Source organism: Paenibacillus sp. FSL R5-0713, from assembly GCF_037973325.1.
GTDB lineage: Bacteria > Bacillota > Bacilli > Paenibacillales > Paenibacillaceae > Paenibacillus.
Genome location: NZ_CP150229.1, coordinates 2839760 through 2860323, shown reverse-complemented (window position 1 = coordinate 2860323; position 20564 = coordinate 2839760). Strand labels below are relative to the sequence as shown.

The window sequence follows — 20564 nt, the reverse complement described above, 5'->3', positions numbered from 1 at the left end:
TAGCTTCACCTATCTCTAATGGTATGTCCGTGCCAGACTCGACCTGATTACAGCCAATGCCCCGATTGCTCCTGCTCTATTACCAAGTTCAGCTACAGCTAAACGTGCAGGCAGAACGGTATAACGCTCGAGACGTGTACGCACTTCATTTAGATAATAGGATGGGTTGGATGCTGCCACACCTCCACCGATTACAATCATGGAAGGATTAAGTAAAGCCGTAATATTCGCCAGACCTCTAGCCATATAACGCATAGGCAGTTCAAGAATCTCAAGTGCAGCAACATCATCTGATTCGGCTGCCTTGAATACATGTCTGGCTTCAATCTGCTGCACTTCACCTCCTGCCAGACTCATGACCAGAGATAAGGCACTTCCCTTACCCTCTTTAAAATAACGTCTTGCTTGTTCAGTAATTCCCGTACCTGAAGTCGCTTGCTCAAATACACCAAAGGAATCCGCATCCGCAACATAACCCGTATGAAGTCCTTCATCTCCTGCAATGAAATGCCCAATCTCACCTGCTGCTCCATTTTGTCCGCTGTAGAGTTGCCCATTCAGGATAAGAGCAGCTCCAATACCTGTTCCAACCGTGACCATTACACAATGTTGATGTCCCTGTGCTGCCCCTTGATCATATTCTCCCATTGCAGCCATATTCACATCATTATCCAACATGATGTTTCCGCTGTAATACTTCGCAATCACAGGGCGAATATCTTGCTCAGGCCACTGAAAAGCCGGAGCACTTCGCAGTACTCCCTCATCTTGCAGAATGACACCAGGGAATCCCAAGCCTGCACCAGAAAGTTGATCCAGACGGCATCCAACCTCGCGGCAGAAGGTGTCCAGTTCAGCGAATAACCATCGGAAGAACTCATCCGGCTGATCACTGACACGCGTAGGCAAGATACGTTCATGAACTTTGCTTCCAGCCTGTCGTGATGACAAAAGCATCAATGTTTTGGTGCCTCCAATATCAATACCTGCAATCCAACCGGATAGATCACCTCCAACCGTACCATCCTGATTAGACGAATAATCATTACTTACGTTTTTCAAGAATTCTGTCATCCCGTTTCCCTCCTCAGATATTGTGTATCCAATCTTTTATTCCAACGCTTCCTGCTGAAGGTTCAGCATCGTTTGTTTTATGGCCACCTGCACTGCGCCAGTGACAACAGCCTGCTCACCAAGCTTGGAGCAGATTAGCTGTGGTTGCACCGGGAATTGCTCAGATATGACCTGTCTCAGTAAAGGCAATAATACATCGCCATTTCCTCCTACGCCCCCGCCAAGCACAATAAGATCTGGAGCAAGCACAACGCTAATATGACGCAGAGCTGAAGCAATCATCTGGCTGTATTGTTGTAAAATATCCAAGGCATCTATTTCTCCATTGCGTGCGGCTTCAAATAACTTCTCGGGAGTCAAGTGTCTGTGAAGATCATCTGCAAATCCAACCACATCTACATTTACATCCGCACCCAAATCAGCAGCTTCCAATAGTTCATCATGCGGATTAAGATGACGTTTCGCCAACTGCATCAGACCATCGGCTGACAGCACTTCCTCCAGACGACGGCCATCCTCCATCAACATCTCTGCGATCTCTCCGGTTAACCCACCAAGACCTCGTAGCAGTTGGCCATGTACCATAATGCCAGCGCCCGTCCCTGTACCGATGGAGAAAAAAACAAACAAGTTACAACCTGCTGCTGCACCACTTCGATACTCCCCAAGCGCCGCAAGATTCACATCATTTTCCAGAATCACTTCACAGGGAAAAGCGCCTGACAACGACTCTAGAGAGAATGCTTGTTCCAGACCAACTAACGGGTCCACAATACGATGGATACGTCCCGAATCAGGCAAGACTACGCCCGGTATACCGAACCCGATGCACTGAATCTGATCCCAGTTCAGATGATTCTCATCAAGCAATTCATTCAGATGGCCTCGAAGAAGCTCCAGCATCGTCGCTTCCGCTCGCTCCTGACCTTCTTGGACAACCATGGGATGTGTTCGATAGGCGATGATCTCTCCAGTCAGATCGGATAATGCGATCCGAATACGTGTTGCGCCGATATCTATACCACAGACATAATAAGCCGTTTCATTGAAACGGATGAGGGTTGCTTTGCGACCCTGAGCATTGTCAGCTCTCCCCATTTCCTTCACCAGATTACGGTCAATCAGATGTTCTACAGCCAACGACACCGTTGGTTTACTAAGTCCGGTCTGACGGCTGATATCCGCTCTAGACATGGTTCCCTGAGTTATCAGGGCATCCATAATGAGGTTTTCATTCAGATTACGGATATATTGCGGTGTGCCAGCCATGCAATCGCCTCCTTTAATAGTTAGTTAAGTTTATTAACAAATTAATTAAATTTAATATATCATCGTGATTGATAGGTGTACAGCTTTTTGTCATTGTATTCTTTTAATAGAAAGAACCACGCCTTCACTAGTAACACAAAAGCCTAATAAAGGAATTATTATACAATAATAGACGTTTATACATTACCGATACATTGCCCTGTTCATACAATACCTTATCACAATCAGGGAGGGTTCAATATGTACAGAAAGCATAAAGGATGTCACCCAAAACCAAAGTGTTTTTACAAAAAAATCACGAAAACTTGTGTTACTAAAATTAAATATGTCCCTACAAAATGTAAAAAACACTGTCATGTCACTGTTGAATACTGTGGAGTCAAAAAAAGAAGACATTATTAATATTCTTTTGCCCTTCTCTATGAGAAGGGTTCTTTCTTTTTGAACTAGATTAATACCCGGTTCAATCCTATCAAAAAAGTTGCGGTGATATTTCACCGCAACTCCCTTCTTTCATATATACCTAATGCATATATACCTATTACTTAAGTTTTGGAAAGTTCGATAAATCCTTCCCCGAATACATCACGCACGTCATGAATGGTGATAAAAGCAATCTCATCTTCCGCTCGTACAATCTTCTTCAGCATGGAAACTTCCTGCTTGCTAATGACAATGTAGAGGATCTCTTTCTTATTTTTCGTGTAATACCCATGTCCGGATAACACGGTTACACCACGGTCCATCTTCTCAATCACTTGCTTCGCAATCTCATCCTGTTTGGAAGAGATAATCATAACCGCCTTTTTCGGATTGAGTCCTTCAATAATGAACTCCATCGTTTTGGTCCCCACGAACAGCAAGACAATCGTACACATCAGACCTTGCGGCCCTATAATGAAGAAAGATGAGAATGCCACAATCAGATCAAAAAATAATAATCCATAACTGATGTTCCAATCCAAATATTTATTGGCAAGCCGTGCCAAGATAACGGTTCCGGCTGTTGTTCCCCCTACTCTAACAATCAAGCCGATCCCAAGACCGGCAAACAATCCACCAAATATCGTATTAATCCACAGCTCATGCGAGTCAATGGTCCAGCTCTCTGTCAGATGCAGGAACAATGAATTGAACACAACCGCAATAATCGTATACACCGTAGTCGTTTTATCTAGAAACCGGTATCCCACAATTAACAAAATACCGTTCAGGATCAGGTTCATCAGTCCTGGTGACCATTCAAACAGGTAATACAAAATAATCGTTATACCCGTTACCCCGCCTTCAGCCAAATCGTTCGGGATGACGAACAGGTTCACCGCCAGCGCAAACAGAAATGCACCTGCCATAATAAATAGAATATCCGTAATTCGTTTCTTCATTAAGCATTCCATCCAATCCATCAGAAATCAACCTAATCGACCCGTCTCATAAGTTGTCATAATCACTCAAAGATAGATTTTACCATGCTCACAACAAAAATTGTATACATAATACAAATTGTTGCGTGATTTGTGCAAAGGAATTTGTAAAACGTACTCTTTTAGACTTCCGCCAAGCCTTTCAGCATCATACACCCATGACAAATGTCATGGTCCATCATTGATATTCATCATTACAGAGGGCTGACGTTTATGACTTACTGTCATGATCCGATTGTTTTACAATGATAAAAACGCTTCCTAGAGGAAAGTCTTACCGGGAAACGTCAAGTTGTAGCTGATACAGTTATAACGATTGAAGGAGGACACACGTCAATGAGTAGAAATAAAGAAATGGCGCTAAAAAAAGAAGTCACCCCTTACGAAAAAAATGATCTCAGATTAAGTATCCGACAGTTAATCAATACATTGCTTCCGCTCTTCCTGCTATGGGCTGCGGCTTACTTTAGCTTATCAGTATCCTACTGGCTGACCTTCCCGATTGCCTTGGTGGCATCCGGATTTGTACTACGGACATTCATTATCTTCCATGACTGCTGTCATGGTTCATTCTTCAAGAGCAAACGTGCCAATGATATTCTCGGTACCATTACTGGTGTATTAACAGTGACACCCTATCAGCAGTGGAAAAATGAGCACTCTATCCATCACGCGACAAGCAGTAATCTTGACAAACGTGGCGTTGGTGATATCTGGGTTATGACCGTTGACGAATACAAAGAAGCTTCTCCTTGGGGACGCCTCTTCTATCGGATTTATCGTAATCCGTTCGTATTGTTCTGTATCGGACCTATCTACGTGTTTCTGTTGGCTTACCGTTTCAACCGCAAAGGTGCAAGACGTAAAGAACGCATCAATACACATCTGACTACAGTATTGATCGTAGCCCTCTATGCATTCATGTGCTGGTTAGTCGGATGGCAGGCTTTTGTAATGGTGCAGGCACCTATATTCTTCTTCTCCGGTTTCTTTGGGATCTGGCTGTTCTACGTACAGCATCAGTTCGAGGAGACGTATTTTGAACACGAAGATGAATGGAGTTATGTAAAAGCGGCTGTCGAAGGTAGTTCTTATTACAAATTGCCAAAATTATTGCAATGGATCAGTGGCAATATAGGGTTTCACCATGTGCATCACTTGAGCCCACGTGTACCTAACTATTTCTTGGAAGAAGCACATAATGCAACACCACCCTTGCAAAAGGCAACTACCATTACACTGCGTTCAAGTTTGGTTGCCCTGCGCTTCCGTCTGTGGGATGAAGATTCTAAACAGTTCATTAGCTTTAGACAGCTCAAACATCTATCCCGCAAACCTTATGTTCAACCAACTATCCGTGTAACGAATCCAGCGGGTCTGACAGAGAAGCCTTAACTCTGTCGGATTCGTTTTCTTGTGTTCAAGCCATAGTCATGCTACAGTCATGCTACGGTTGAGTACAAGTGCAAGGAGGAGAATCATATTCAGAAGTGGATGCAGATTTTTTATAAAAATACAGGGTTAAATCCTTATGTATGGCTTGTCTTTTTCATCCTGCCCTTCTATTACATTTCACAATATTCCAAATTATGGACGATGGTAACCGGCATTGTAATCATTCTCGTTTTCTTCGTATGTTATCTGCTCGCCTTCATCACTAAGGGCTGGCAGGTATACATGTGGATTGGATTGCTCATTGCCATATCCATTACGATGACAATCGCCTATGATTATGCCTACTTTTCATTGTTTCTTGCTTTTTTTATTGGGAATATTAAAAATAAAGCTGGTTTCTTCACCCTCTATTCGGTGAATCTGGGAGCCAGTTTCCTAACCATTAATTATGGTTTTATCAATCAGAGTTCATTGCTCGTGAGTCAGTTCCCGTTTGTATTCATCAGTTTAATGGCCTCCATCCTGCTTCCAATCAGTACGTATAATAAAAATAAGACTGAACAATTGGAAGGCCAATTGGAGAATGCGAACAAGCGACTTGACGATCTCGTGAAAATGGAAGAACGTCAGCGTATCGCTCGTGACCTGCACGATACCCTTGGACAGAAGCTCTCTCTGATCGGTCTAAAAACCGATCTGGCGAAGCGGCTGCTCCGTAATAATCCCGATCAGGCCGAGATTGAATTGAACGACCTCAGGCAAACTGCAAGTACAGCTTTGAAGGAAGTCCGGGAAATGGTCACCACCATGCGTGGTACACAATTGGTCGATGAACTGTTCCGGGCGGAGCAGATTCTGAAGGCCGCTTCAATTGAATTTATACTGGATGGCAATCCGAAGCTACAAGACACGTCTCAATTGAATGAAAATGTGCTTGGCATGTGCTTGAAAGAAGCGGTCACCAACGTGGTCAAACATAGTCAGGCAACAGCATGTACCATCGTCATTGAGGAAACACCCGCCAATAATGTACTCACAGTACAAGACAACGGCGTCGGAATAGAACGATCACACAGACAAGAGCGGCGCGGAACAGGAATTTTGGGCATGAAAGAACGACTTGAATTTGTAAATGGCTGTTTGGATATTCGATCTGATGCAGACATTCAGGGTACAGAGATAATTATTCATGTTCCCAAACTCGTCCGCAAACCGATAAAGGAGGCAGAATCATGATTAGAATTGTAATCGCGGAAGATCAGCGCATGATGCTCGGTGCCTTGTCTTCCCTTCTCAATCTGGAGGAAGATATGGAAGTCGTCGGACGTGCCAGCAACGGCCAGGAAGCCCTTACCCTTGTACAGGAGCTTGCACCAGACATCTGTCTGATGGATATAGAAATGCCCGTGAAAAGCGGCCTCGAAGCCGCAGAAGAACTCAAAGGAATGAGCTGTAAGGTCATTATCCTAACCACTTTTGCCCGGACCGGATATTTCGAACGCGCCTTAAAGGGTGGTGTCCGTGGTTACCTGCTTAAGGACAGTCCAATTGAAGAACTTGCTGAGGCGATCCGCCAAGTTATGAATGGCAGACGTATCTTCGCTCCCGACTTGGTAGACGAAGCTTATGTAGAAGAAAATCCTCTGACAGAGCGCGAAAATGCCGTACTAGGCCTCATGGCCGATGGCAAAAACACCAAGGAAATCGCCGGGCATCTATTCATCACAACGGGGACGGTGCGTAACTATATTTCCATTATTCTCAACAAGTTAAATGCCAGTAACCGCATTGAGGCCATCACTCGCTCTAAGGAAAAAGGGTGGTTCAAATGAAAGTACCGCTTTAACCCATTGAAACAAAAATAAGTATGTACCCCGACTGCATAAGCCGCAATAATTTTTCACACGTTGCCATAACATGCTACAACTAAAAGAGCTTGGCCCAGAAACCAATCTGGACCAAGCTCTTTTTAGTTTATTACAACCATCCAATACGCGTCTCTTCTACAACTCAGAATATCCATTAAATCCTCAAGATTTCACAGATACAGTCATGCCAAGAGCTTCCAGTGGTACTTGATCAGTCTTAAGCTGATGAATTTTATGACCGTCCTGCCATGAGACCGTTACATGAACAGACTTTCCACCACTTGGATATTCAACCTTGATATACCCTTTATCTTTGGGTACAGGCAATGTATGTGATTCCAGGTACTCCACCATTTTCTTCGCTATGCCGGGGTTATTCATTTCATCTTCGGAGACGGAACGAATTTGCAGCGTCCATCTGCCTTCTTGCCAAGTCAGATATTGACTGCCTGCGGCACCTTCAGCCATGCCTTTGATGCCATGTCCCAGATCCACAGCCATATCTGCTGGAATATCTTTCAGGTCTGTCTCTGGGAAAATACTTTCCTGCTCAGGGTCCTTATACGTTTTCACTTCATAGGAAGCCAGTAAAGGTACCTTACTGTCGGAAGCCGTTAAAGATGGATCATTAACGGCAACGGATTGCGTGGACGCGTAGAAGTTCACTTTGAATGCATCAGCCGTATTGGACGGTATTGCCGCACCCAAATATGCGCCACTATCCAAGGGGAACGAAGTGGGTAACGCTGCATCCTCCATCTTCAACTGGTTGCGAACTTGCTTGATCACATCATTCACACCGGATTGACCTGTGGCAGTATGGTTTCCGCCCGACTGCGCTCCTGATGGTTCTACACTATTCACTGTACCCGTGTTCTCTTTGGTTCCTGTTTCATTTTCATTAGAGAAATCAGCACCACCGCTGCCGGTCTCGGTTTGCTCACCCACTGTTGTCGTTGGTGAAGTACTACTCTCTGATGTTGCATTCGAGTCCGGTCCGCCACATCCTGCCAGTGCAAGTAAAACGGCTGTCGTTACCGGAATGGTCATCCATAATGATTGTTTCTTCATGATGTGTACCTCCTTCGTTTTAACCAATCTGTTATCAGGCTCTATCTATCGTCCGATCGAATCGGAAAATTGAAAATATTAACGTTTGTCGTTCCAGAAGTTAACCGGCTGCACCTTCTTACTTAATACTTCAAAACGATACCCTTCTGCCTTCAATGTTTTTAATACTTGCGGTAATACTTTCAGCGTTGCTTCCTGGTCGTGCATCAGCACAACCGGCGTTGTTCCACTCTTTTGTACGGTGTGGATCTGCTTCATTACACTGTTATAGACTTTCTGGTGATCTTGCTTGTACTTCCAGTCTTCCGAATCCACATTCCAATCCCATAGATGGAATCCACCCTGACCCAGCAGCACGTTACGGAATGCCGGTTTGAGATATGGTTTACTACCATATGGCGTCCGAACGAGACTTGTTTTAACTCCAGCAACCTTGTTCAGACTTACATTGGCCTGTTGCATCTCTTTCAAACCGCTATATGCGGATTTATAGAATTTGCTTGGAACATGACTCACACCATGCAGACCCAATCCATGCCCGTCAGCTACAATTCGTTTGGTAGCCTTCTGAAATTTCTCCATCTGAGGACCCAGCATGAAAAACGTAGCCTTCGCATTATACTGATCCAGAATATCCAGTAACTGACCCGTATGAGCGGTTGGCCCATCATCAAAAGTCAGATATATGATTTTGGCATTTGCTTTGCTTGCACGATCCTTCGATGAAGCGGATTGGGCAGATACCGACTGCGGCAATAAAAGTGGAATGATTAGTAAAATAGCAAGTGTGACCATGATAGATTTGCGAATATGTAACATCATTAAAAAATCTCCCTTGTGTGTTATATTTCCCCGGGTGTCCATGTTGTTCTACCTTCATCCCTTGGCGATAATCTTAATACTATCAAAGGAATAGACTCCTGTTCTCGCTTCAAAGGCTACGGTAGAGTTACACTTTTGTCAGATAAACCTAAAATTTAATACGAATTTGATAGATTTGAGCAAAATAAAGATCCCGTCAGGATAGATCAATTGTGACATATCCTTTATTACCCACATTCAAGATTTTGATAGACTTTTGCTCCAATTCAAGCAAATCAATACAAAAATAAAATAACTATACATGCAAAAAAAGCCTGCACAAGTGCAAGCTTCTTTCGTCTTCTTCAGCATATGGCATCAACCGGTCATCCTTTGCATGGAGACCTAACTCCTAATGCTTTGAGGGTGATTTCCTTACGCCGTATGTAAAAGTCTTTTGTTCTTGGAATCTTCTCGACTCCCTACGTGCATTTATTCAGCGGGAGCAGTGAATGAACGTTTGCCAAATTCGGCATCCAGCATATAGAAGGCATTGCTGTCTTTTTCAATGCGGCGCAGCTTCTGAATAATGTTGTCGAACAAGGCTTCCTCTTCCACTTGCTCATCAATGAACCATTTCAGGAAATACATTGTCGCATGTTCACGTTCGTTCAAGGCGATGTCAGCCAGATTGTAGAATTTTTTCGTGTTCTGCTGTTCATGAGCATAACCATGCTCAAAGACATCCAGCATCGAAGCATATTCATTCTTCGGTTCTGGCAAAGCGGCTAATGTAGCACGGTGTCCACGATCATTCAGGAATTTGTATATTTTCATACCATGGAATCGCTCCTCTTCGGCTTGCACGATGAAGAAGTTCGCAAATCCATCCAGACTCTTGCTGGAACAATAGGCTGCCATAGCCAGATATACATGAGCGGAATAAAACTCGAAATTCATCTGTTCATTTAAAGATGCTGTTAACTCTTGGCTCATTATCCAAACACCTCTTTCTTTCTCTAGGGATGGTTATATTCTAACATAACGCCAGCAGGACTTACACCGATTTTCTACAAAATTCGCCAATGACTGAATGGTTGTCCTCCTATATAATTACATAGTCATTATCAGAATAATTCCAATCTGGAAGGTAGGCTAATACAAGAACATGAACACCTCTTCACAGCTCAAAAAAACAATCGGCATGCCGCAAGCCGTTGCGCTCTATGTAAGTGCAGTACTCGGTTCAGGTGTCCTGATTGTACCCGGACTGGCTGCTGAACTGGCCGGTCCAGCTTCGCTATTGGCTTGGGGCGGCATGGTCCTGCTAATTCTGCCACTCGCTTTATCCATGGGACTACTATCTGCCCGATATCCTGATGCAGGTGGTGTATCCCATTTTGTTACCCTTGCTTTCGGACAACGTGCCGGAACAATCATTGGCTGGTTCTTTTTGATGTCGGTACCCATAGGAGCTCCTGTAGCAGCTCTGACGGGTGCAGGATATATGACGGCAGCATTGGGGTTAGGTGAACATATCAGAATCCTTATTGCCGCCATAATGCTGGCGATTGGATTGATCATTAATATCGTTGGTATGCAAGTTGCTGGTAAAGTACAGATTGGTGTCGTCATCGCTATTGTTGCTGTGCTGGTGATGGCCTTTCTACTGGCTCTTCCCAACATGGACTCCATCCATTACACCCCATTCATGCCGCATGGCTGGGTCAGCATCGGTCAAGCCGGGGCGATTCTGTTCTGGTGTTTTATTGGCTGGGAGGCGGTATCCCATCTTTCCGAAGAATTCACCGATCCTCGAAAAGCAGCCATTACAGGTGTGACTATCGCTGCGATTATCGTAGGTGTACTCTACTTCCTGACAGCCCTGGCTACCGTAGGCACGCAAAGTTATCTGCATGGCGGGGCCGATGTGTCCCTCGTATGGATCATTAGTCAACCCCTTGGTATCTGGGGTGCCTGGATCGCTGGACTGACTGGCATATTCATCTGTACAGCAACCGTCATTGCTTATGCCGGGGCAGCTTCAAGAGTTGGTTATGCACTCGCGAGACAAGGTGCTGCACCGCGTTGGATGGCTCATCTGTCCAATCGATTCCACACACCCGTAGCAGCAATTGGATTCCTCGGGATCTGCTTCATTCTGGTGCTAAGTGTCTATGCCAGCGGCATCGTATCACTTACAACACTGATTCAGCTTCCCAATGCAACCTTTATCCTCACATATCTTGGGGGCTGTGCAGCAGGAATCCGATTATTGAAAGGAAGTCGCACCGGCGTGACCATCAGCTGGATTTCCTTTGTAGCCACAGCGATCGTATTCCCTTTTACCGGATGGGCGGTACTGTACCCGGTTCTTATTATAATTCTCTATGGCTTGTTCAGCCGCAAACAACCATCCAAGATCTGAACAAAAAAAGCTCTGCCGTGATGGCAGAGCTTCTTTCATTCTTTAGAAATATGCAATTATACCAAGAACGCTTTGGAGATGATAACCAACAGGATGAACAGAACCAGAATGGCACCTACAGAAGTGAAACCTCCGTATCCGTAGCCTCTTGTTTCTCCACCTAATACTTCGCTCATTGACCGTACCTCCTCTGCAACAGGTATGGGTTATCTTATGCAGGAAGTACGACTTTGACAGGGCGGATGCCCTAATTATTCAGATTGCTGTTTTTTTCGTTCAGTATCTGGGAGACTGCACCCGCATGATATCCATGAAAGGCACCTTCGCCGTGAACTCTTCTTCGGTATACTCTACATGCACGAGTCTTGTACGCGAGTCCATTTTGACAATGACGCCTTGCACCTGGTCTTCTTTGCCCCATACGGTCAATAGTACTTCCGAACGTTCACGAAAGGCTTCAACCAGTTGATTTCCCAACTCTTCAAGTTCAAACTCATCCCGTGTAGGTCTTTTTGCTACTTTTGCTTTTGCCAATGTGGCTGCCTCCTCTACTCCGACGTCCCGATTCCACGGGTTGATTGCCGAGTTCATATTCAATTAGTATACCATTCATTTACGTTCGTGTAATGTCATGGCATCCAAGAATCAGCAAAATCCTCAGGCATTTTAACTTTAACCACATTCTCCTTATTCTTCTCCATACTCCACAATGATACTGTACTCATTCGATCGGGATTCGCCTGCCTTTTTTTGTCCATTCCATTCATACGTATACCTAGCGATCAAGGCTCCTTGCAGCGTACCCGTCTTGTCGGATGCCAGCTGCACTACATAAGAGTTGTTCTTCTCCTCTCCAGGCTTAATCTCACCCACATGGAGAACTCTAGGCGTGGAGTATTCCGGAATGTTCCACTGGATCTGACCCGCAGCTTGCCCAAGCCATTTGGAGCCCTCAGGCAAAATGCCTCCCAACTGCACGCGTGCCGTCACATTACCCGTATTCATCACACGTACCTCAAAAGTCACTGTATCTCCCTGCTCGACCAACGTGGGTTTTACTTGAACATAAGCCTGAATGAACGGTGCTTTTAATTCAATCACAGCTTCATTGGATGTAATCATCCGCTGTACTGATCGTGAATCCGGCAAGCGAAAGGTATATATCAGGCTGGCATGATTCACATACTTATAGTCATCAGGTATCGATTCACCTCGTTCTGCAAGTTTCGCTTCGAACTGAATATTCAGATTAGACCGGGCAGTCAATGTCCCCAGATTGAGACCTTTAGCCAGATTAGTTCCGGGACGTTTAACTCCATTCCAGCCCAGACTTCCTTCGACAAATGTCATACCTGTTGGCAATATATCCATGAGGGTTCCGTCTACCGCGTAGCTGCTTGCGTTGGAGACGGTAATATTATATTGCACGGTATCACCCCATGTGGCCGTTACCGGGAGCACCGTTTTCACCACAGAAATTCGGGGCTGTATCACTTCCAAAGTAACCTGATTGGAGTAAACCGTCTCGCGCTGCCCTGCGGAGATATAAGTCAGTACAGCCACACTTGATATTCCGTTCGCATCGCTTCCCCCCACAACCTGAACCCGATATTGTATCCTAACGGAGCTTCCGGGCAAAATCTCTCCAAGTTCTACGCCCGTATCAGGCGTTACTTGTGGCGCAAACATCTCATCTACTATGACACTGGCAGGTATAAAAACAATACCTTGCGGCAAAGCGATCGTTACCTGCGCACCCGTCGCTGCAACAAAACCCGGATTGCTTACGATGACGGTGTACATGATAATATCCCCTGAGAAGGTTTGGTCCCGCTCGGCTTGCAGGCTGACTTCAAGCCTGGACGAGACCATATTCACCTCCACCGTGTTGGATCTCTCCACACCTCTGACTGTTCTGCCTTCAGATGCCACAAATGCATAGTTAACCTCAGCTTGATTGAGCAGCTTTAAGCCAGCCGGTATCCGCAAAATCACGACTTGAAAATGATATCTCAGCGTTGCTCCCGGTGCGATCTCTGCTGCAGGCAGCCCGTTCTCTGGTGATGCCCCCGGTAGTGGAATTGCATCTCGTAATACACTATTAGGAAGAAGGGATGTTTCAGCAGACAATGAATCCACAACATGAACTGTAGCCGTACAATTGCCTGTGTTAACAATCTCGATCATATAAGTCAGGGACTGGCCCAGTGTAGCGATAGCTACATTGCATTGCTTTTTCACTTCCAACCTAGGCCCGACCCATGGAGTAGTAACTGTATTGGAATAAGCCACCTGTTCCAGTTCAGTCGTACCCGAGCTGAATCGAACCAGCGACTGATTCTGAAGCCAGTGGGACAACGGACCTGAGTTAGGACTCATATCACAACGACCTCTACTCGGAATGTAACAGTAACGGAAGCACCGGCAGCAATGGAACCAAGTGTAATTCCTGTATTCGGATTTCCGGTAGGTCTCGCTACACCATCCACGGTCACACTCCCCGTCACAAATACCGTTCCTGCCGGTACAGGGTCAACCATGACAACATTATTCACCACTTCAATGCCGCTATTGGTTACAACAACCGTATATGTGATTACATCGCCAACAACTGCATCAATGGCACTTGTGCTTTTGGCAACAACAACATTTGGTGCAGATACAGGGATCACCAGCACGTTGGAAGATACAGTTCCCGTCAACACACGGCCATCCGGAGGACTAAAGGTATAGCTGGCAGTGGCTTGATTGATCAACTGCTGATTCTGAGGCAATGAATCTACCGTAATTTCAAGTGTAACCGTTACGTTCACTGATCCACCTGGGGGTATCGTACCAACCACAATTCCTGATTCCGGGTCAGCTCCTGGCTGTGGAACACCATCAATCAGAACACTGTTAGGGAGCAGTACAGCTCCAGCAGGTATGTTGTCCGTCAAGGTCAAGTTGGCTGCAAGATTCCCACTATTGTTGATGGTGAAAGAATAGATGATGGTGTCACCAATCGTTGCATTTGAGGTACTCGCTGTTTTGCTTAAAGACACTATCGGCTGATAAATAGGTGTTACAACTGTATTCGAATACGTAGCTCCAGAGAAAACACCGGATGTGAAACTTACAGAAGATTGGCTACTCACTTGTGGTGGTGTTGGAAGTGAATTGACCCGAACCGCGTATGAAACGGCTATAGTTGCGCCCGGTGCTAGTGTCCCCAGAGCAATTCCAAGTGCAGGGTTGGCCAAGGCGCGTGGGACACCATCCACCAGAACACTGCCTGTCACAAATGTGGTAGCCGGGCTAATCGGATCTGTGATCACAATGTTGTTAACCGGGTCAATCCCGTTATTGCTTACAACCATCTCGTATACAATCGTATCGCCTACCACAGCGTCAATGACCGCAGTGGTTTTCACAACACTGACATTTGGAGCAGATACTTGAATGTTGAGTGCGTTGGACGTAATTGTGCCTCCAAGTGTCCTTCCATCAGGTAATGTATACGCAAATGTCGCAGATGCCTGATTGGTAATGGATTGACTTAAAGGTAATGTCACAATCACAACAGAGAATATAATCGTGGTTGTTGTGGCAACAACCCCCAGGGGAATACCTGAAGCCGGATCAGCACCTGGTGCTGAAGCTCCATTAATAATGACACTATTCGGTACAAGTTCGGTTCCAGCCGGAATGGTATCCGTTAACGTGACGGATGCTCCGTAGTTTCCGGTATTGGTAATGGTAATGCTATAAACCACCGTATCCCCGACAGTTGCTACAGCTTGATCTCCTGTTTTGACAGCAGCCAAAATAGGTTGGTACACCGGCGTTGTAATGGTATTGGAGAATGTGGTGGCAGAGAATGCACCGGATGTAAAACTCACCGTTGACTGGTTGTTCAAAACGGCACTTGCCGGAAGTGATGTCACCTGCACGCTGAATACAACCGTCACCGTCACGCCCGGTGCAATGGAGCCCAGCGTTATTCCGGTTGAAGGGTTCGCACCCGGGCGTAGAACACCGTCAACAGATACACTTCCTGCAGTAAGAAGGGTGCTTGCTGGCACGGCATCTGTAAAAATCACATTGCTTACACTTGCAATTCCGTTATTGGTTACAGCGATGCTGTAAGTGACGGTATCACCGACGGAAACAGCTGTGGATGTGGTGGATTTGACCACTTCCACATCCGGCGCGGAAACGGAGATGGTAAGCACATTGGATAACACGTTGCCTGTAATGTTCCGTCCGTCCGGCAGTGTAAAGGATAACGCAACCGAAGCCTGATTCACGAGTTGCTGTGGAGTTGGCAGTGTATCAATAACTACGGAAAACGTAATTGTAGTTGTAGCTCCGGCAGCTACAGTTCCTACGGGAATACCCGCTGCCGGATTTGCAGCAGGTAGAGGTTGACCGTTCACAATGACACTATTCGGAACAAGAATGGTACCGGCCGGAAGGTTATCCGACAGATTGATCTGGGCACCGTAGTTCCCCTGATTACTCACGGTAATCGTATAGCTGACGGTATCACCGACGGTAGCATTCTGAGTACTTGCTGTCTTCTGTGCCGAAAGAATTGGCTGGAAAACCGGAGTAACCACTGTATTCGAAAATGTCGTACTTGAGAAAGCTCCAGAAGTAAAACTGACCGTCGAACGATTACTCAACTGTCCTCCTGGCGGAATCTCGTTGACCCTGACACTGAACGTCACTGTCGCGGATGTCCCAGGTCCCAGTGTAGCAAGTGATATCCCACCTGCCGGATCAGCATTAGGTAGGACTCCCCCATTCACGGTAACACTGCCTGTGTTGAATGTCGCCCCAGCCGGAATTGGATCTGAAAACTGGATATTGCTTACCGGAGCTATCCCGCTATTCGTAACCAGGATGGAATAGCTAACAGTATCGCCCACGGCAGCAGCAGTCGATGTAGTACTTTTGACCACAGCGACATTAGGCGATGATACTGGGAAAGTCAATGTATTGGAAGTGGCTGTACCCGTCAACGTTCTCCCGTCAGGGGGTGTAAATGTAAAGGATGACGTTGCAAAATTGCTGAGCTGCTGAGGCGATGGAAGTGAATTCACGACTACGGCAAACGTAACCACAGCTGTTGCTCCCGCTGCAACAATACCAACCGGGATACCTGCTCCAGGTGTTGCTCCCGGCTGTGGCACTCCAGAAACCACCACACTGTTGGGAACAATAGTTGTCGCTGCCGGAATGGTATCCGTCAGCGTTACATTGGCTTGCAAATTACCTGTATTGCTCACCGTCACAGTATATACTACCGTATCACCTACAGTTGCATTGACTGTATTCGCTGTTTTGACAAGGGAAATCTGTGGCTGTATGACCGGAGTCTGTGTGGTATTGGACGATGATGAACCCGAAAATGAACCGGATGTGAAACTGACCGTCGACTGATTGTTAATCTGTGAAGGGATCGGCATAGTTATCCTCACCTCAAAAGTTACGGTTACTTCAGCCCCTGGGGCCAATGTACCGATTGGAATGCCGGCGGTCGGATTGGAGAGCGGGAATGAAGTCCCGTTCACAATGACACTTCCGGGTATAAATGGGGTGTTCGAAGGTAGAGGGTTTGTGTATACCACGTTGTTCACTGCCACCGTTCCGTTGTTACGAATGACTGAAGTATACCTGATGACATCTCCAGATACGGCGTAATCCACATTGTCACTGTTTACAATGCTTACATTCGGCAGGGATACAGGAATGGTGATTGTGTTTGATGATGCAAAACCTGAAATATTCCTCCCGCTAGGAAGAGCATAGCTATAGGATGCGAGGGCTTGATTGATTAGCTGCCTTGCATCTGGCAGACTTGTGACTGTTGCAAGGAAAGTGACTGTCGCGCTTGCCCCCGATGCCAGTACTCCAAGACTGATGCCGGAGTTCGGACTGATGCCGGGTGCTGGAGAACCATTAATGATGACACTGTTCGTATTGAATATTGCTCCGGCAGGAACCGGATCTGTTAAAGTAACCGTTGCGGCAATATTGCCAGAATTCGTAACCTGGAGGGTGTAATTAAAGGTGTCTCCTACAGTCAGGCTCGTTGTGCTAGCCGATTTCAAGACTTGAACAACAGGTTGAAATACTGGAGTATTTACGGTCACAGATGAGGAAACACCATTAAAACTGCCGGACGTAAAAGCTGTACTTGCCCGGTTGCTGACCGAACCCGAGGCAGGAACAGAGGTCACTCTTGTCTGATAGGTCACAGTTACGTTACTGGAGCTGTTCAACGTTCCCAAAGCAATGCCCGAAACCGGGTTTGCATTTCTTGCAGCCGCCCCATTAATCGTGACACTACCAGATACAAATTCAGAACCGGTAGAAGGCATATCTGATAGAATCAGGTTCTGAACTGCCCCACTGCCGGAATTCGTGGTTACAACTGTATAGGTAAGTACATCTCCTACAGTGGCATCTGTTGTATTGACTGTTTTGGCAATGGATATGTTGGGTGCGGAAGCGGGAATACGAACGATATTGGAAAGTGCGCTTCCTGCCAGATTACGCCCACTCGGGAGCTGATAGGTGTAATTTCCCGTTCCCTGATTCTCCAATGTTGGCGGTGTCGGGAGTGTCGTAAGTGACGTACGAAACACCACTGTGGCGCTCCCTCCAGGCAGAAGACTCCCCAGCGTGATCCCGGTTAAAGGACTGACCCCTGGACGCGCGGAACCATTCACGGTTACCGAATCAGGAATGAACGTGAGCCCTGATGGAATCGTATCAGTCACGCTTACTTGTGCTGCAATGTTCCCGCTATTGGACACGAGCAGTGTAAACACAAGCTGATCACCCAACGTCGCATTGGTCTCATTCGCCGATTTATTGATCGTAATCACAGGCTGGTATACAGGTGTTGTGATGGAATTGGAGTTAGAGATTCCAGTGAACGCGCCTGAACTATATGATACGGCCGCCCGATTGACGAACGAACCCGCAGTAGGCAAAGACTGCACATTGACCTGAAATGTGACAGTTGCCGAGCTTCCTGCTGTTAAGGTACCCAGCGCTATACCACTGGCCGGATTGGCTGCCGTTACATTAACCCCCCTGACTACAACACTTCCGGGGACAAAAGTCAGACCTGTCGGAAGACTATCGGTTAGGACGGCGTTATTTATCGTTTGGATCCCGCCATTTGTCGTAACCACAGAATAGGTAAACGTCTCTCCAACAGCAACGTCTGTAACCGTTGCATTCTTCACAACGGATACGTTCGGTAAGGTTACCGGAATCGTCAGTGTGTTTGATGCTAGCGAACCCGTTATGGTTCGCCCGTCAGGGGAAAGGAACGAATAGGAAGCCGTAGCCTGATCCACCAACGTAGGCGGTGTAGGAAGATTCGTGACCGACACTTGAAAGGTTATCGTGGTTAAGCTTCCCGCTGCAAGACTGCCCAAATTAACACCAGTAACCGGATTGGCACCTGCGATGACAGTTCCGTTCACGCGGAAACTGCCCGGAACATAGGTACTGCCACTTGGAATATTATCGGTAATCGTCACGTTGGCGCCTACGTTTCCCCCATTCGTTACCTGTAGCGTGTACGTCACCTGATCTCCAACCGTAGCGTTCGTTGTGCTTGCTGATTTCACAATGGACAGGTTCGGTGAATACACAGGTAAAGTAGAATTATTTGACGGAATGACTCCTGTGATAACTGCACCGCCTGCAACGCTTTGAAAAGTAAAAGCTGCATTTGCCGAATTTACCAATTGCAAGATGCTTGCGTCCTGAGCGATTAGTGCACGATAGGTTATAACGACACTACTGGACAGATTTAACGAACCCAGAGGAATACCAGCTGTGACATCAAGTGTTGGACGGGGTATCCCGGCAACCGTGACGCTACCTGGAATGAAGGTAAGCCCTGTAGGCAGTGAATCGGATAACACAACACTGGCCGCACTGGCTGTGCCTGCATTGCTGACGGTAACGGTATAAAGAACACTATCTCCCGCTACTGCTCCGGAGGCAGTCGATGCCTTGGCCACCGTAATTTTGGGTGCGTTGATATCAACTTGTATTGCATTGGCGTTCACAATGTACGCATCGCCTGAAGTCGTTAGCGTAAGCACTGCCGAGGATTGATTGTTAACCAGTCTGGCAGACACATCCACATTGGTGATATCCCAGCCTTGACGACCACCGACAATGTTGGAACCCGGAGCACCATTCGTCTGATTTCGAGTGCCGAAAGTGCCCGTTGTGTTAAGTGCCCCCGTGTCACCGTTGATTTGAGATGCAAAAAAATTCGCAGCCAGATTGTTCGGCCCGGATAAGGCCACTGAAGTCGCAGAGGTCGGCCCGAATAAGGCCTGATCACCTGTTCGATTCGCATCACCTTCCTGGGCACTAAACAGCGCCCTTCCCCCGAGCACACCGGAGAGAGGGGTTGCGAATCCTGTCAGTGTTGTTACTACTGGTGGTGAAGTGGATTGCACAAGTACGCCGCCTGCACGCAAAGACATGTTGCGAAAAGGGAGATTGGGATTCTGATAAATAACGCCAAGCGTCCATCCGGCATGATTGGCTGTAGCATCATTCGTAATCACAATCGTTCCCACGACTGCTCCGGTGATATATGTACCTGCTCCCCCATTTTGCACAAGTGTCGTCACGTTGGCTGAACGTACATAACCCGCAGCATTGTTACCCAGGTCAAACTGGTTGTAAGTCACCGGGTCAGGTGTAACACTGAATGAACCTGCGGGGGTGATGAACGTTACCGGATTGTTGATCGCTGAGCTCAGATTGACCGTTCCGTTGATATAACTTCCGCCCCAGATTAATTCTGCATACAGGACGGTACTACCCGCAGGAAGAACAAGGATGGCAGCGGAACTGTTACTCTGGTACGAGCTTGTGGTTCCCAGTGGATATGTGCCGTACTGGACGCTGGTGTTGGTTGTGGTAAAAGCTCCAATACTGTCCTGTGTTCCGGGTACCCCTGCTGTTTCCGAACGACTCAGTCCAAGCGTATTACCTGTAAACGTAATCGCTCCCGTAGCGTTGACGGTAGAACGAACGACAAGAGGAATGGATTTCACCTCCCCTTCAGCAAAATAACAATCCTGTGATTCGGAGCCTTTTAACAGTCTATGATGCTCTCACCGAAATTTGTATGTCCCTTTTTCGGAAAGTTTCTGCCTTTCTATTTGATATAATGTAAGCTTAGTTCTCATGCTTAGAATA

14 protein-coding genes are annotated in these 20564 nt (G+C 46.5%); 4 read left to right on the top strand and 10 right to left on the bottom strand.

The window, feature by feature from the left end; genetic code table 11:
• Positions 1-15: 15 nt before the first annotated feature.
• The 3 genes from MKZ12_RS13055 to MKZ12_RS13045 form a co-directional block, all read right to left on the bottom strand.
• The gene (locus tag MKZ12_RS13055; RefSeq protein WP_339260761.1) at positions 16-1074 is read right to left on the bottom strand and encodes an ROK family protein; all 1059 of its coding nucleotides are present in this window, start codon (positions 1072-1074) and stop codon (positions 16-18) included.
• A gap of 36 nt (positions 1075-1110) precedes the next feature.
• Entirely contained in the window at positions 1111-2343 is a 1233-nt protein-coding gene (locus MKZ12_RS13050) for an ROK family protein (RefSeq protein ID WP_339260759.1), read from the bottom strand.
• A gap of 545 nt (positions 2344-2888) precedes the next feature.
• Complete coding sequence (locus MKZ12_RS13045) at positions 2889-3728, bottom strand: YitT family protein (RefSeq protein WP_339242091.1); 840 nt, start codon at positions 3726-3728, stop codon at positions 2889-2891.
• A gap of 375 nt (positions 3729-4103) precedes the next feature.
• On the opposite strand from MKZ12_RS13045, the gene MKZ12_RS13040 reads away from it, so the two are divergent.
• From MKZ12_RS13040 to MKZ12_RS13030, 3 genes are all read left to right on the top strand, one after another.
• Positions 4104-5162 (top strand): fatty acid desaturase, encoded by a 1059-nt coding sequence (locus tag MKZ12_RS13040; protein ID WP_339242089.1) that lies wholly within the window; start codon positions 4104-4106, stop codon positions 5160-5162.
• A gap of 87 nt (positions 5163-5249) precedes the next feature.
• Complete coding sequence (locus MKZ12_RS13035; protein ID WP_339243042.1) at positions 5250-6398, top strand: sensor histidine kinase; 1149 nt, start codon at positions 5250-5252, stop codon at positions 6396-6398.
• Entirely contained in the window at positions 6395-6994 is a 600-nt protein-coding gene (locus MKZ12_RS13030; RefSeq protein WP_307537205.1) for a response regulator transcription factor, read from the top strand. Before MKZ12_RS13035 ends, MKZ12_RS13030 begins: the two co-directional genes overlap by 4 nt.
• Before the next feature lie 198 nt (positions 6995-7192).
• Here MKZ12_RS13030 and MKZ12_RS13025 read toward each other — a convergent pair whose 3' ends face one another.
• The 3 genes from MKZ12_RS13025 to MKZ12_RS13015 all read right to left on the bottom strand — a co-directional run bounded on the left by MKZ12_RS13025 (position 7193) and on the right by MKZ12_RS13015 (position 9898).
• The gene (locus tag MKZ12_RS13025) at positions 7193-8101 is read right to left on the bottom strand and encodes a hypothetical protein (RefSeq protein WP_339260757.1); all 909 of its coding nucleotides are present in this window, start codon (positions 8099-8101) and stop codon (positions 7193-7195) included.
• Positions 8102-8179: 78 nt separating this feature from the next.
• Positions 8180-8923 (bottom strand): polysaccharide deacetylase family protein, encoded by a 744-nt coding sequence (locus MKZ12_RS13020; protein WP_339242085.1) that lies wholly within the window; start codon positions 8921-8923, stop codon positions 8180-8182.
• Positions 8924-9394: 471 nt separating this feature from the next.
• On the bottom strand, positions 9395-9898 hold the full coding sequence (locus MKZ12_RS13015; protein WP_339242083.1) for a ferritin: 504 nt from the start codon (positions 9896-9898) through the stop codon (positions 9395-9397).
• A 172-nt stretch (positions 9899-10070) separates the two neighbouring features.
• On the opposite strand from MKZ12_RS13015, the gene MKZ12_RS13010 reads away from it, so the two are divergent.
• A complete protein-coding gene (locus MKZ12_RS13010; protein ID WP_339260755.1) occupies positions 10071-11330 on the top strand; it encodes an amino acid permease in 1260 nt (419 codons plus the stop codon).
• A 56-nt stretch (positions 11331-11386) separates the two neighbouring features.
• On the opposite strand, the gene MKZ12_RS13005 is transcribed toward MKZ12_RS13010, so the two are convergent.
• From MKZ12_RS13005 to MKZ12_RS12990, 4 genes are all read right to left on the bottom strand, one after another.
• On the bottom strand, positions 11387-11506 hold the full coding sequence (locus tag MKZ12_RS13005) for a hypothetical protein (protein ID WP_017688846.1): 120 nt from the start codon (positions 11504-11506) through the stop codon (positions 11387-11389).
• A gap of 100 nt (positions 11507-11606) precedes the next feature.
• The gene (locus MKZ12_RS13000; RefSeq protein ID WP_339242081.1) at positions 11607-11864 is read right to left on the bottom strand and encodes a YolD-like family protein; all 258 of its coding nucleotides are present in this window, start codon (positions 11862-11864) and stop codon (positions 11607-11609) included.
• Positions 11865-12017: 153 nt separating this feature from the next.
• Positions 12018-13709, bottom strand: coding sequence for a DUF11 domain-containing protein (locus MKZ12_RS12995; RefSeq protein WP_339242080.1), 1692 nt, complete (start codon positions 13707-13709; stop codon positions 12018-12020).
• Complete coding sequence (locus tag MKZ12_RS12990; protein ID WP_339260754.1) at positions 13706-20419, bottom strand: hypothetical protein; 6714 nt, start codon at positions 20417-20419, stop codon at positions 13706-13708. The genes MKZ12_RS12995 and MKZ12_RS12990 overlap by 4 nt, the downstream gene beginning before the upstream one ends.
• Between the last annotated feature and the right edge of the window lie 145 nt (positions 20420-20564).